Source organism: Thetidibacter halocola (genome assembly GCF_018224955.1).
Taxonomy (GTDB): domain Bacteria; phylum Pseudomonadota; class Alphaproteobacteria; order Rhodobacterales; family Rhodobacteraceae; genus Thetidibacter; species Thetidibacter halocola.
The window spans coordinates 386,862-400,481 of record NZ_JAGTUU010000001.1 but is presented as its reverse complement, the minus strand read 5'-3'; the positions used below and the strand labels follow the sequence as shown (position 1 = coordinate 400,481).

Annotated in this window: 10 protein-coding genes; 8 read left to right on the top strand and 2 right to left on the bottom strand. The window is 65.6% G+C overall.

All coding sequences use genetic code 11. The features are described 5' to 3' along the window. Window positions 1-168 precede the first annotated feature (168 nt). Both KB874_RS01710 and KB874_RS01705 read right to left on the bottom strand, forming a co-directional pair. Window positions 169-1,038 carry an FAD:protein FMN transferase gene (locus KB874_RS01710; RefSeq protein ID WP_212534805.1) on the bottom strand — a complete coding sequence of 290 codons (870 nt, stop codon included), beginning with the start codon at window positions 1,036-1,038 and terminating at the stop codon, window positions 169-171. Beyond that, the gene (locus tag KB874_RS01705; protein ID WP_428849220.1) at window positions 1,035-3,140 is read right to left on the bottom strand and encodes a 4Fe-4S binding protein; all 2,106 of its coding nucleotides are present in this window, start codon (window positions 3,138-3,140) and stop codon (window positions 1,035-1,037) included. The genes KB874_RS01710 and KB874_RS01705 overlap by 4 nt, the downstream gene beginning before the upstream one ends. A 111-nt stretch (window positions 3,141-3,251) precedes the next feature. Between KB874_RS01705 and KB874_RS01700 the strand changes: the two genes are divergently transcribed. The 8 genes from KB874_RS01700 to KB874_RS01665 all read left to right on the top strand — a co-directional run bounded on the left by KB874_RS01700 (window position 3,252) and on the right by KB874_RS01665 (window position 13,582). Continuing rightward, window positions 3,252-4,022 (top strand): ABC transporter permease, encoded by a 771-nt coding sequence (locus KB874_RS01700; protein ID WP_212534803.1) that lies wholly within the window; start codon window positions 3,252-3,254, stop codon window positions 4,020-4,022. 482 nt (window positions 4,023-4,504) lie between these two features. After that, window positions 4,505-4,870 carry an RES family NAD+ phosphorylase gene (locus KB874_RS01695; protein ID WP_212534802.1) on the top strand — a complete coding sequence of 122 codons (366 nt, stop codon included), beginning with the start codon at window positions 4,505-4,507 and terminating at the stop codon, window positions 4,868-4,870. Window positions 4,871-5,998: 1,128 nt separating this feature from the next. Then, complete coding sequence (pepD, locus tag KB874_RS01690; RefSeq protein WP_212534801.1) at window positions 5,999-7,465, top strand: beta-Ala-His dipeptidase; 1,467 nt, start codon at window positions 5,999-6,001, stop codon at window positions 7,463-7,465. A gap of 86 nt (window positions 7,466-7,551) precedes the next feature. Then, complete coding sequence (locus KB874_RS01685; RefSeq protein WP_212534800.1) at window positions 7,552-8,787, top strand: epoxide hydrolase family protein; 1,236 nt, start codon at window positions 7,552-7,554, stop codon at window positions 8,785-8,787. A 37-nt stretch (window positions 8,788-8,824) separates the two neighbouring features. Then, on the top strand, window positions 8,825-9,973 hold the full coding sequence (locus KB874_RS01680) for a sugar ABC transporter substrate-binding protein (protein WP_212534799.1): 1,149 nt from the start codon (window positions 8,825-8,827) through the stop codon (window positions 9,971-9,973). A 92-nt stretch (window positions 9,974-10,065) separates the two neighbouring features. After that, a complete protein-coding gene (locus tag KB874_RS01675) occupies window positions 10,066-11,037 on the top strand; it encodes an ABC transporter permease (protein WP_212534798.1) in 972 nt (323 codons plus the stop codon). Further along, the gene (locus tag KB874_RS01670) at window positions 11,034-12,563 is read left to right on the top strand and encodes a sugar ABC transporter ATP-binding protein (RefSeq protein WP_212534797.1); all 1,530 of its coding nucleotides are present in this window, start codon (window positions 11,034-11,036) and stop codon (window positions 12,561-12,563) included. Before KB874_RS01675 ends, KB874_RS01670 begins: the two co-directional genes overlap by 4 nt. Before the next feature lie 65 nt (window positions 12,564-12,628). After that, the gene (locus tag KB874_RS01665; protein ID WP_212534796.1) at window positions 12,629-13,582 is read left to right on the top strand and encodes an ABC transporter permease; all 954 of its coding nucleotides are present in this window, start codon (window positions 12,629-12,631) and stop codon (window positions 13,580-13,582) included. Window positions 13,583-13,620: the final 38 nt, after the last annotated feature.

Here is a 13,620-nt window from a genome sequence, read left to right as displayed (position 1 = left end):
TTGCTGCTTGTGGAATCCCCCGGGTGGAAACGCCCGGGGGATATCCTTTTGGCGGGTCCGTGGCGCCTCGGGGCTCCGCCTCGTGCGGACCTCAAACCTGCTGCTGGCAGGTTTGCCGCTGCGCGGACCGGTCCTCACCCCCCGGAGTATTTGGAACCAGTAGAAGCCTCAGAGCGTGAGGAGATCGCCGTTCGACGCGACCGCGGTGATCCTGTGCAGGGCAGCGCGGCTTTTGAGGGCTCTCAACGCGGGTTCGTCCATGAAGACGGCGGCGGTCGATAGCGCGTCGGCCAGCGTGGCCGTTGGCGCCTCGATGCTGATCGTGGACCAGAGCGGCGGGCGGCCGTCGGGAGACAGGATATGTGTGGCCTCGCCAAGTCGAAGCGCGCCGGGGCTGGATGTGGCGATGGCGCCGGCGGTCAGCGTGCGCTGGCCGACAAGACCGTATTCCGGATCGACAAGGCCGAGCCTGTAAGGCCCTCCCAATGCCACCTGCTCGCCGATATCGACCAGTGCGCGGACAAAGCCCTGCCTGCGCAGATCCTTCGTCACGAGGTCGGTGGCGAAGCCTTGCGCGATGCCGTTCAGGGTCAGCGCCTGACCTGGTCCGAGGGTGATGCCTCCGCCGCTTGTGACGCGGGCCCAGCCAATGGCCCTCTGGGCCGCATCGATGTCTTCTCCGCGGGCCAGCGCCTGCCAGAGCGGCTGCACCGTCGGATCGAACAGGCCGCCGCTAAGCCTGTGGGCATGGTCGGCCAGATCCATCAGCGCGGCGAACAGCGGGTGGGGCGTGGTCAACCGTCCGCGGTGGTTCAGCCGGACCAGCGCCGAGTCGGCGCGGTAGAGGCTGAACAGGCGCTCGACCTGCTCCAGCCGTGCGGGGATCGCGGCCAGCGCGGTTTCGGTCGCCTCGCGCGGGCCGCTGAGCGTGACCGAGACCTCTGCCCCCAGCGCGCGGCCCTGCCAGGTGTTGGCATGGGCGAGCCGCGGGGCACAGGCGAAGGCGGCAGCGAGGGTCAGGAAACGGCGGCGTCTCATTCTGCTGGCACCGTGTTGGGGTGGCCCGTGGCGCGAGGCCGGCGCTGGCCCGAGCGGCCCTTGAGGATCAGCGGCACGCAGCGCGTCTCGTCGTCATGGATCGTCACGCAGTCGAGGCACTGGAAACATTCGTCGTATTGCACCGCGCCGGTCTTGCGGATGGCGCCATACTGGCATTTCACGGCGCAAAGCTGGCAGGGGCTGCCGCATTCGATCCGGCGCGGGATCCAGCGGCGCAAGCGGAGCATCCCGCCGATGGCCATCAGCGCGCCCAGCGGGCAGAGATAGCGGCAGAAGCCCTTGAACACGAACATCCCCAGAGCCAGCCAGAGCGCGGCATAGGCGGCGTAATACCATTCGCGCAGGAAGAAGGTGGTAATCGCGGTCTTGAAGGGTTCGATCTCGGCGGCCTTGTCCATGTGTTCGGGGCGGATCACGGTCACGGCGACCAGACCGAAGAGGGCTAGGTATTTCACCTTCTTCATCCGCTGGTCCCAGGCGCGCGAGGGCTCCCATTTCGGCAGGCGCAGCAGGCGGCCGAGGTGATGCGCGAATTCCTGCATCGCGCCAAAGGGGCAAAGCCAGCCGCAGAACAGCCCGCGCCCCCAGAGGACAAAGCCCGCAATGGCGCCCGCCCAGACCAGCAGCCCGAACGGATCGTAGAGCAGGAAGGCGAAACTGCCGCCCGCCATCGCCGTTTGCAGCGCGGCGAGCGGCGTGACGATGGACAACTGCCCCTGGCCCCACCAGCCGACGAAACCCAGAACGCCCGCGAGGATCATCAGGCGCACCGGCGTGAAGGCGCGCAGCCCCGCCAGGCGCGATTGGGCGAAGAACAGCACTGGCAGCAGCAGGGTCAGGAAACCCGCCAGCACGATCAGGTCGCCCTCGCGGTTGCGGATCGCTTCCTCGAAGGGGGACAGGCGTTCGACCACGCCGGGGCGGGTGAAAAACCGCTCTGGCGTCTGGTGTTGGGCGGTCAGGGTGACATGGCCGATCTCGGGCTGGAACATGCCGTGTTCGCGCACCGACTGCACATTCACCGTCCAGGGTGCGGCCGGGTCGAAGCCCAACCGCCGGTCGGTGCGCAGGATCAGCGCGCGCCCGTCATGCAGCGCCTCGGGGGCGTCAGGCGACAGTTCGACGAACAGGTCGGCGTCGCGCAGGGCAATGGGAAAGCCGTTCTGTTCCGCGCCGATCCAGTCCGGCGCGGTGTTGCGCACGAAATCGGGCGAGACAAGGCCGTGGCGCGCGGTTTCCACAACGAGGATCGGCTCGTCGAAGGTGCTGATCTCGGTGAAGCGGTCAAGTTCGGCCAGCGTGCCGGGGGCGAGCACGGCGCGTGCTATGGAGCGGGGGCCAAGGTCGGCGATCCAGAGGTCGAGATAGGGGGCCTCGGGCTCGTCCAGTGCGTCCGGGTCGTCATCGTCCCAGACCGTGCCGGCAAACAGGGCCTGCACCTCGGCGTTGCTGACGGTGTGGCGGGTGATGAGACCCTGCGCCACCGCGTCATCCCAGGTCAGCGCCTCGTCGACCGTCGGGTCGGGAAAGGCGGGCGGGCCGCTGGCCACGCCGCCCATCTTCTCGCGCGCGACCTGAAGGGCGGCGGCGAGGATCGATTCATGCGCGATTCGGACGCTGGCGGTAGCCTTGGTCACGCCGTCGAGATAGACCAGCCCGCTGCCCTCGGACCCGCCACCATAAGGCGTGCCGACCACCAGGCTGTCGGAAATCGAATGGCCCCTGTATTGCTCCATGAAGGCGTGGAACGGCGCCTCTCCCAGCCCGCTGACAAAGATCGGCTCGTTGTGGTTCAGCAGCTTGACGTCCAGGAAGCGCCCGTCGAGGTCCAGCACCACCAGCATGTTGATCGGCGCACCGGAAAAGCCGGGCAGCGGGGCCATGGGTTCGGTCTGGAAAACGTATCCGGCATGCGCGCCGCCGGAATTCAGCAGCTCATACACCCCGTCGTCCGAGATCTGCGACCCCAGCGACATGGGTGCAAAGATGTGGCTGGACAGCGTTTCCACGTCGACGGGTTCGGCCCGCGCGGGCAGGGCGGCGGCCAGGATCAACAGCAGGACGGAAAGCAGCCGGGACATCATGCGCGGCAGGTTAGGCGGGGGCCTCGCGCCGGTGAATGCGACCTTGGTGGGGGGAGGATTGGCGGGCGCCCCCCGCGCGGTATAGGCTGGCTGCAGGGAGGATCCATCATGGCGGAACGGGACGGCGCGCTGCCGGTTGCGGCGATCTCTCTGGCGGGGCTTGTCGGGGTCTGGATCCTGGCCGCCTGGGCGGGGGGCGACCCCTCGATCCTGCCGCAGCCCTGGGTCGTGGCCGAGGTGGTGGCGCGCGAATCCGCCAGTGGTAAACTGTGGCTGCACATGTCCTGGACGCTGTGGCGCGTGGTCATGGCCTTTGCGCTGGCGATGGGCGTGGGCTGTGCGCTGGGGATCGTGCTGGGCCTGATGCCGCGGCTGAACCGCTGGGCGGACCCTTGGGTGACGGTGTTCCTGAACCTGCCCGCGCTGGTGATCATCGTGCTGTGCTACCTGTGGATCGGGCTGAACGAGGTGGCGGCCATCGTCGCGGTCGCGTTTAATAAGACCGCGATGGTGACGGTGACGATCCGCGAGGGCGTGCGCGCGATGGACCCGCAGGTGTCCGAGATGGCGCGCGTCTACCGCCTGTCGCCGCTGGCGCGGCTGCGCCACGTGATCTGGCCGCAGCTGATGCCCTTTGTCGCCGCCTCGACCCGCAGCGGGCTGGCGGTGATCTGGAAGATCGTCCTGGTGGTCGAGTTCCTTGGCCGCTCGAACGGGGTGGGGTTCCAGATCCACCTGTATTTCCAGATGTTCGATACGGCGTCCGTGCTGGCCTATGCGCTCAGCTTCACCGCCGTGATGCTGGCCATCGAATACGGCCTCGTGCAGCGCTGGGAACGGCGCGCAACAGCCTGGCGGCGCGCGCAGGCCGGGACGTAAGATGGTAGGCCCGGAGGGACTGCCAAAATCCGTCAAAAACCCAACAAAATATGACCGATGTCGACCACGATGTCACCCAAATGGGTCTGTGGAGATCAATGGCTAATAATGGGTGTGGACTACGGGCCTCCGCGACTTTGAGGCCGCCACCTCACCCCGCACACCTGATATCCAGGCGCCCTCCGCACTCGGGAACGACAAACAGACCGTCTTGGACACAGCCGCATAGAGCCACCCTTTCGCCTCGGTCTGCGACGCGCACGAGGTCGAGCGACGGGCGACGGAACACGGCCGCGCGCCACACGGTGTTCCGTGCGTCCAAGCGCGACGGCAATGTCCCGGGTGACGGTGTAAGAGGCCGCGCGCGGAGCCTCCGGCGTAGCGCAGCGCGCGGCCGTGGGTGACGCTGGCGGTCATCGCCGATCTTCGGAGAAGGTTTAGGTTGTGAGACCTTGAACCGACAAGGGAGACGACGATGGGACATGCTGACCAGCGCGCAGGAGGTCGGCTTTCACCGCACCCGCGAACTGGGTTACGTCGGGCGTTTCGAGCATGAGGCCCGCTACGTCGGGTTGCTGGCGGACTTCATCGGTGACTTTCCCGACCTGCACGGTCAGTCGCATCCTGCACTCGATCCCGACACGGCAACCGGTTACCCGGCAGGACAGCGCTTGGCGCGCGACTTGCGCGGCGATGGGCATCGCGGGTTGGTCTACCCGTCCGTCCATCATCCCGGCGGGCGTTGCCTTGTCGCTTTCGATCGGGGCATCGTGCAGAACGTCCGCCCCGGCGCACGGTGGCGGCTTGTCTGGGCCGGATCGGCGGAGTTCACAGTCGAAGGGCTTTGACGGAGGGGCATGCCTGTGTCAAAACGCGCGTCCAAGGCCGACCGCCTTGGCGCACTGGGCGGATTCAAGGTCCGGCAGAGACGCAGGACGGCAAGATGCATGCCCGTTGATCGCCAGCCAACACCACTGAACGACGCCGACATGCAGCGCACGGCGCGCCTTTCCGTGGCGCCGATGATGCACTGGATGGTGTGAGCCCCCGGACCCCTTGTTTTCCTGGCGTTTTGCCCATCTCCGAAGTCGTGTTGCACCGAATGTTGCATTCTGATCCTTCACTCGGCCGCTCCGACTGATTGAGTGCCGCGCCAAGGCTCGACCGGATCAAGTCTTGATGGTTGGCTTCCTGTCTGGCTCATTCGTGCTCCTGGAAGGCGGGGCTGTCACAGGAGGCGGGTCTTCTGTCGGTCCGCGGACCCCGGCAAGGCGCCGCGAAACTCTAACCGATCCATCAGCGCATCAAGCAACCTCATGAGTTCTTTGTCGAGAAGACCGGTATTTCCGATCCGTCGTTGTCACTCGGGCGGTGCCGCAACGATGACCGACCGCTCGATTTCGGGCTTCTGTCCTTCTTGCGCATTCAAAAACAGTATCGCGACCCTCGGCTTGCACGGTGTTCTGGCGATCCCGCAAACCTGGGCGAGGTCAATCGCATGCGACACGTCCGCAGTTTCTCTAATCCCCTGCGACGTGAAGGCTCGTCCAAGTGATGAGATCAACACTGAAGGCCGTGCCTTGCGTGTAGCAGGCTGGGCATGAAGCGTGTTGGATTCCTCTGGCTCATCTGTGCTTGCAGCAGTTTCGGAATGACAACCGGTTTGTGTCATTGTGGTTTGGGTGTGCCGAGACGATGACGTGGATTTACTTAACTATAAGATAATAAGTGATTTTATGTCTACGTTTTTCAGCAGGCAACAAATGGGAGCCAGCCGAAGTTAAAAACATCATTGCCAAAAAAAAGTCTGTGGTACACATGATCATGTTGTGATCATTTGGTGCATATCGAGTTTGTAAAGTGAGTCGCGGCAACCCGGTTGGAGGAGCGCGTAGCGCGCCGGGGACGCGACGGGTGTGGATCGCTTCGGTCGGCAGCCTCCGACCGGAGAACATGGGAAGAACCGGGAGGACACGATGCGGGTTCTGGAGACTATCGAGCCGAAGGAAGTGATGTTTTTCTTCGAGGAACTCTCTGCGCGGCATCGCTGTTCGCAGCACGAGAAGGACGCGACCGACTACATCGCCGCCTTCGCCGAGACGCGCGGGCTGGAGTATCACCGCGACCAACTCGACAACATCATCGTCAAGAAGCCGGGCACGCCGGGCTATGAGGCTGCGCCCACGGTGATCCTGCACGGCCATATCGACATGGTCTGCAAGCTGGACGAAGGCGTGACCCACGATTTCGCCACCCAGGGCGTGACGCTCAAGGTCGATGGCGACCGCATCCGGGCCGAGGGCACGACCCTTGGCGCAGACAACGGGTTGGGCATCTCCTACATGCTGGCGCTGCTCGACTCCGACGACATCCCGCACCCGCCGCTGGAATGCGTGATGACGGTGATGGAAGAGATGGGCAAGGTCGGCGGTGATAATGTCGACCTGACCAAGCTCACCGGCAAGCGCATGATCGATTTCAACTGGATCGAGGAAAAGCAACTGCTGGCCGGTTGTTCGGGCGACGTGTCCTGCCGGATCGACGTCGACACCGAATGGCAGGCGGCGCCTGCGGGCCACTTGGCGCTGATCGTTGATATCCGCGGCCTGCTTGGCGGGCATTGCGAGTTCGACATCCACCTCGAACGCGGCAACGCCATCGCCATACTGGGCCGGCTGCTGCGGGCCGCGATGAAGGCGGGCAATGTCGCCGTCGCGCGGGTCTCGGGCGGGGTGCAGAACAACGTGATCCCGGCCGAGGCGCAGGCGACGCTGCTGGTGGCCGAAACCGAGGCTGCCACCGTCACCAAGGCGGTTGAGGCGCTGGCAGGCGACATCAAGGCCGAGTTCCGCCGCGCCGATCCCGGCATGCGCATCGAGATCAGCCGCAGCGATGCCCGCCCCGAGCGTGTCATGTCGGAGGCGGCAGCGAAACGCCTGGTGCAGGTCATTGCGCTGCTGCCCAACGGCATCACCAACCAGAACCTCGAGGTTCCCGGCAACTGGGAGACCTCGAACAACATCGGCCTGATGATCACCGCCGGTGACCGGGTCGAGATCACCAGCACGATCACCAGTGCCGTCACCTCGCGCAAGCACCTGCTGCTGGACCAGATGATGCAGCTTGCGGACCTCGCGGGCGAGGGCGTACGGGCGAAACAAATCGGCCTCGACGCGCCGGAATTCCCGTGGAACCCGAACTCGCGCATGCTCGAGATCGCCAGGCAGAGCTACGAGCGCGTCATGGGGTGCAAGCCCGACGTGCTGGTGTCGGTCTGCAGTCTCGAACTGGGCATGTTCACCCAGCGGATCGACGGGCTCGACACGATAGGCATCGGGACCAACCTCTTTGACCTGCATTCCCCGAAAGAAAGCATGGACCATACCTCGGCAGCGCGCGTCTGGCCGCTGATCAAGGACGTCATGCGCAGCCTCAACCAGTAACCGAACCAGACACCACACACCGGACAAGGCCGAGAACGCAGAGTCTGCGACCGATACCGGCTTGCCCAATCAAGGGAGGACACGACATGCCCCTGGACCAGAGCGCGACCCGCTACGAGATCCACATCCCGCAGGCCCAGCTCGACGACCTGATGGCGCGGCTGAAGCGGACGAGGTTCCCGAACGACTATGCCAACGACGATTGGCGCTATGGCTATAACACCGCGTATCACCGGGAACTGATCGACTACTGGATCAACGAGTACGACTGGCGCGACGTCGAGCGGCGGATGAACGAGCTGCCGCATTACAAGATCGACCTGATGGGCGTGCCGCTGCACTTCATCCACGTCAAGGGCAAGGGCAAGAACCCGATGCCGCTGCTGATCCACCACGGCTGGCCCTGGACCTTCTGGGACCTGCGCAAGGTGATCGGCCCGCTGACCGACCCCGTGGCGCATGGTGGCCGCGAAGAGGACAGCTTCGACGTCGTGCTGATCTCGCTGCCGGGCTACGGCTTTTCCTCGCCGCTGAACACGACCGGCTGGAACTTCTGGAAGACAGCCGACCTGGAGAACGCGCTGATGAAGGACGTCCTCGGTTACGAGAAATACGCCACGGCGGGCGGCGACTGGGGCGCGCTGGTGGCCCAGCAGCACGGCCACAAGTACGAAAAGGACGTGATCGGCGTCTACACGCACTTCCCGGCGCAGATGAGCCATTACCTGCCCGCCCATCCCGACCAGCCCGAGGGTGTCAAGTTCGACCCGATCCTGGGCCTGCCCGCCGCCAGCGAATACAGCCCAGAAGAGGCTGGCTGGTTCGAGCGTGGCAAGCTGTTCGTCGAACGCGAGAGCGGTTACGGCGAGATCCAGTTGACCAAGCCTCAGACCCTGGCCGCGCTGGTCGCCGACAGCCCCGCCGGGCAACTCGCCTGGATCACCGAGAAGCGGTATTTCTGGGGTCTGGCCGAGCGCGGCGTGGGCACCGAAGCCTTCGAGAGGGTTTGGCCGAAAGAGGACCTCGTCACCACGGCGGCGGTCTACTTCCTGACCAACACCGGCGGCACGTCTTGCCGGTATTACTGGGAATGCCGCGGCAATCCCTGGCAGCCCAGCCACAACCGCTTTCCGGTCGTGGGCGCGCCAACCGCCGTCTCGATCTTCCCGGGCGAGATCTACAAGCCGCCCATGACCTGGACCGAGAAGTATTTCAACCTCAAGCAGTATCGCGTCCACGACGACGGCGGCCATTTCGCCCCGCTCGAGGTGCCGCACCTGTTCGTGGACGACGTCCGCACCTTCTTCGCCACCCTTCGCTAACCCCCCCTACAGCCAGAACATCCCAGAGGAGGACATGATGAAAACGCTGTTCCAGACCACCCGCCGCCAGTTCGGCGCGGCCGCCGTCGCCGCCGCCATGATCGCGAGCCTCGGCAGCACTGCCGCGCTTGCCGAATTCGCCCATCCCGAAGGGTTCAATCCCGACGAGTGGGTGATGGTCGCCTCGGTGATCAACACCACCAACCCCTACATGATCTCCAACATCGAGGGCGCCGAGGCGGTGTCCAAGGCGCTGGGCATCAAGCTCGAGATCGTCAACTCGAACAACTCGTCGCAGACCTCGATCTCGAACATCCTGGCGATCCTTGCCAGCGGCAAGAAGCCGATCATGTTCGTCAACACCGTCGCCAGCTCGGACGCGCCGCCGATCGTCGACGCCGTGGGCCGCGCGCGCGGCTATGTCTCGATCTGGTGGAACAAGCCCGACGAGTTCAAGCCGCAGAACGTGGGCGACCATTTCGTCGCCTTCCAGAAGCACCCGGGCGTCGAATCCGGCCGCTGCGGCGCGCAGGCGCTTGCCGATGCGCTGGGCGGCGAGGGCAGCGTCGTGATGCTGCCGGGCGTGCAGGACAGCACCACCAGCCAGACCCGCGTCGCCGGCTTCCGCGCCGAGATCGCCGAGAACTATCCCGGCATCAAGATCCTCGAGGAACGCCCGTCGAACTGGGACCCGCAGCTGGGCGCCCGCAACGCGCAGGACCTGATCGTCAAGTATGGCGACGAGATCAAGGGCGTGTGGGCGGCCGATGACGGCATGCAGATCGGCGCCATGCAGGCGTTCGAGAATGCCGGGCTGCTGGACAAGGTCAAGTTCTCGTCGGACGGCCTCTACCCCAAGACGCTTGAGGACATCATTTCGGGCCGCGGCGGCAACGCCATCGTCGGCGAGACCTTCCACCGCGGCTATATGGCCTCGGCCATCGGGCTTTACACCACCTATCTCGCCGCCTCGGGCCAGATCACGCCCAGCGAGCTGCCCGATGAAAAGCGCGAGAGCCTGTTCAAGCTGAGCTGCGTCACGCCGCAGAACTACGAGCAGTACCTGCAGTATGACGAGCCCGGCGCCGCCGACGCCTTTGTCGCCCGCCTGGTCGAGGCTGGCCCCTGGGATACCCAGCCCGTACCGCTGGTCGGCGCCGGTCCCGAGGTGCTGCCGAACATGTAAGACCCGACCCGCTTTCCGGCCGGAGCCCCCCGTTCCGGCCGGAAAGTCCAGGTCGCCCCCAGACCGCATCGGGAACCAGAGCGAGACCCATCATGCAAAGCATCCTGTCCAGAAGCATCAAGGGCCCGATCGGCCTGATCGTTTCGATCCTGGTCCTGATCGTGATCTTCTCGATCCTCAACCCGAGGTTCGGAAGCATCGAGAACCTTCAGAACGTCCTCTACCAGGCCTCGGTGCCGCTGATCGTGGTGGTCGGCGCGACGCTGGTGATCCAGATGGGCTCCATCGACCTGTCGGTCGAGGGCGTCATGGGCGCCTCGGGCATGGCCTGGATCCTGCTGTCGCCCAACACACGCCACGCGCTCGACCTCGGGCCCTGGGCCTGGGTGATCGCCATCGGTCTGGGTCTTGGCCTGGGTCTGCTGTCCGGCCTCGTGCATGCCAAGCTCAAGGTGCCGTCCTTCGTGGTGACGCTGGGGACGTGGTATGTGGGCCTTGGCATCGCCATCCTGCTTTACGGCAACGGCATGCTGCCGAGCCTCACCAGCGAGGCGCTCGCCCGCTGGCCGAGCCGCCTGTCGCTGGGCCTGCCGAATTCCTTCTGGCTGGCGGCGGTCGTGATCCTGGGCGGCATCCTTGCCTCGAACTACACCGGCTTCGGCCGCGGCGTCCTGGCCGTCGGCAACAACGAGACCATCGCCCGCGGCGGCGGCATGGCCGTCGACCGGATCAAGATAGCAGCCTTCACCGTCGCTGGCTGCCTGAGCGGTCTGGCGGGCATCCTCGCCACGATGCAACTGGGCTCCGGCTCACCCGATATCGGGTTCGGCCAGCTTTTCACCGTGATCCCCGCCGCGGTCATCGCCGGCACGGCGCTGGGCGGGGGCGAGGGCGGTGTCCTGCGTTCGATCCTCGGCGTCTTTCTCCTGATCATCCTGAACAACGGGCTGGTGCTGGCCGGTGTCGATCCGGATTTCCAGTCGGGCGTGTTCGGGGCGATCCTCATCGTCGCAATCGTCGCCGTGGCCTGGCCCACGCGCGGAGCCCTGAAGGTGGCGAAATGACCAGTGCAATTCCCCCAGTCCTGAAGCTGACGAACGTCAGCCGCTCCTTCGGCAAGGTCAAGGCCGTGAACAATGTCTCGCTGACCATCGCGCGTGGCGAGGTGATCGGCCTGACCGGAGAGAACGGCGCCGGCAAGTCGACCCTGCTCAAGATCCTCGCCGGGATCGAGCGCCCCGACGAAGGCACGATGGAGATCAACGGCAAACCCGCGAACTTCCGCAGCCCGAACGACGCGTTCCGCGCAGGCGTCGGCGTGGTGCACCAGGAACAGTCGCTGTTCACCAACCTCAGCGTGGCCGAGAACATCGCGCTGCAGAACCAGGACCGCAGCGGCCTGAGCCGTTTCGGCATCCGGAACTGGGGCGAGATCAACCGCAACGCCTCGGCCGTGCTCGACAAGATCGGTGTCAAGCTGAGCCCGCGGGCGCGGGTCGGCGACCTGTCCTTCGTCGACCGCCAGATGGTCGAGATCGCCCGCGCGGTCTGTGTCGAGCCGGGCAAGGACGCGACGCCGCTGATCATCCTCGATGAGCCGACCGCCGTTCTGGAACAGGCCGAGGTCGAGGTGCTGGAACGCGAGATCCGCAAGCTGCGCCGCTTTGCCAGCGTCATCTTCGTCTCGCACCGGCTGGACGAGGTCCTGCGCATCTGCGACCGGGTCGTGGTCATGCGGCACGGCTCTTTGACCAGTGACCGCAGCACCGAAGGTGTAACCAAGCAGGACCTGTTCAAGGCGATGGTGGACGATGCGCCGGTGGCCGTGACGCGGGCGCGCGCGGCCACGCCGGCGCAATCAACGCCCGCTATCGAGGCGCGCGGCCTGACGGTGAACGGCAAGTTTCGCGACATCTCTTTCGCCGTTCACCCGGGCCGGATCACCGCGCTGGTGGGCACCAACGGCTCGGGACGCGGGGCGTTGATGCGGACGCTGTTTGGCGCCGGGAAGCCCGATGCGGGCACGCTGCTGGTGAACGGCCAGGAGGTCAGCAACTGGTCGATCCGCAAGGCGGTCGCCGCCGGGCTGGCCTATGTCCCCGCCGAGCGCAAGGTCGAGGGCATGATCGGCGGCTATTCCGGCACCCGCAACATCGCCATGGTGCACCGCCAGACGGCCATGGTCGGCCCTCTGCTGCATCCCGGGCGCATGGCGCGCACGGCGCAGACCTGGTTCGACCGGCTCGACGTGAACCCCAACGACATCACGCAGCCGCTCGACCAGTTCTCGGGTGGCAACCAGCAGAAGGTGGTTCTCGCCAAGTGGCTGAACTCGCCGGACCTGCGGGTGCTGATGCTGGACCACCCGCTGCGTGGCCTCGACGTGGGCGTGTCGCAGGCGGTCAACGCCCAGATCCGCGAGGCCTGCAAGAACGGCACCGCGGTCGTCCTGATCCCCGACACGATCGAGGAGGCGCTGGACATGGCCGATGAAATCCTCGTGCTGCGCGACGGACAGATATCCGCCCGCCACGACCTGAGCAGCGGAAGCGACCTGGCAATCAAGGAAATCGTGGCGGAGATGATATGACCTACGAACTCGCAAATTCCTCCGACTTTCCTGCTGAAAAGCGCAGGGCAAAGGGGATCGCCCCCATGAAGGCATTTCGCCAATTCGCGGCGTGGCACACGATTGCGCCGCCGCTCGTCTTCTTCGCGATGCTGCTGGTGGTGGGGATCTTCAACCCAAATTACCTCGGTCCCTTCGGCATCTCGATCGTCGCAGCGACCGCGGCCCCGATCCTGCTGGTGGCGGTCGGGCAGGCGATGGTGCTGAACATCGGCTCGATCGACCTGTCCAACGCCGCGATCAGCATGCTGGGGGCGATCCTGCTGGCGCTCTGGGTGCCGCAGCTGGGCGTGGCGGGCATCCTCGGCGTGCTGGTCCTGATGACGCTTGTGGGCGCGCTGAACGGCTTTGTCCTGGCGCATACCCAGGTGCCGTCCTTTGCGCTGACGCTGGGCACGCTGGGCATCCTGCAGACCGCCGCACTGGTGATCTCGGACTCGCAGACGATCTACCTGACGCAGAACCGCGAGCTGGTCACGGCCTTCTACAACACCAGCCTCGCCTTCGTGCCGCTGACCTTCTGGATCGGCGTTCTGGTGGCGGTGGCCTACTGGGTGCTGCTGCGCTTTACCGTGGTTGGCCAGAACATGACGGCGGTCGGCAAGAATGAAAGCGGCGCGATCCTGTCGGCGGTGCCGCACCGCCGGATCAAGACGATCACCTTCGCTGTGTCGGGCTTTACTGGCGCGGTGGCAGGCCTGTGCATCGTGGCGCAGGGCGGCTCGGCCTCGGCCAGCGGCCTGGGCAGCAACCTGCTGCTGCCGGGCATCGCGGCGGCACTGGTCGGCGGGACCTCGATCTCGGGCGGGCTGACCAACCCACTGAACGTGATCTTCGGCGCGCTGACCGTGGCCTTCGTGCCGATCGCGATCCAGGCGCTGGGCTTCAGCGCGCAGGCGCAAAGCCTCGTCTATGGGATATTCATCATCCTCGTGGTGGCGCTGACCACGACGCGGACGCGCGGACTGGTCATCAAGTAGAGCCGGGCGACCGTCAGACAGCGAAAAGGGCGGCCTTG

Coding starts and splice junctions, on each gene's coding strand:
- KB874_RS01710 (WP_212534805.1), bottom strand. CDS start 1,038: ATGAGACGCCGCCGTTTCCTGACCCTCGCTGCCGCCTTCGCCTGTGCC.
- KB874_RS01705 (WP_428849220.1), bottom strand. CDS start 3,140: ATGTCCCGGCTGCTTTCCGTCCTGCTGTTGATCCTGGCCGCCGCCCTG.
- KB874_RS01700 (WP_212534803.1), top strand. CDS start 3,252: ATGGCGGAACGGGACGGCGCGCTGCCGGTTGCGGCGATCTCTCTGGCG.
- KB874_RS01695 (WP_212534802.1), top strand. CDS start 4,505: ATGCTGACCAGCGCGCAGGAGGTCGGCTTTCACCGCACCCGCGAACTG.
- pepD (WP_212534801.1), top strand. CDS start 5,999: ATGCGGGTTCTGGAGACTATCGAGCCGAAGGAAGTGATGTTTTTCTTC.
- KB874_RS01685 (WP_212534800.1), top strand. CDS start 7,552: ATGCCCCTGGACCAGAGCGCGACCCGCTACGAGATCCACATCCCGCAG.
- KB874_RS01680 (WP_212534799.1), top strand. CDS start 8,825: ATGAAAACGCTGTTCCAGACCACCCGCCGCCAGTTCGGCGCGGCCGCC.
- KB874_RS01675 (WP_212534798.1), top strand. CDS start 10,066: ATGCAAAGCATCCTGTCCAGAAGCATCAAGGGCCCGATCGGCCTGATC.
- KB874_RS01670 (WP_212534797.1), top strand. CDS start 11,034: ATGACCAGTGCAATTCCCCCAGTCCTGAAGCTGACGAACGTCAGCCGC.
- KB874_RS01665 (WP_212534796.1), top strand. CDS start 12,629: ATGAAGGCATTTCGCCAATTCGCGGCGTGGCACACGATTGCGCCGCCG.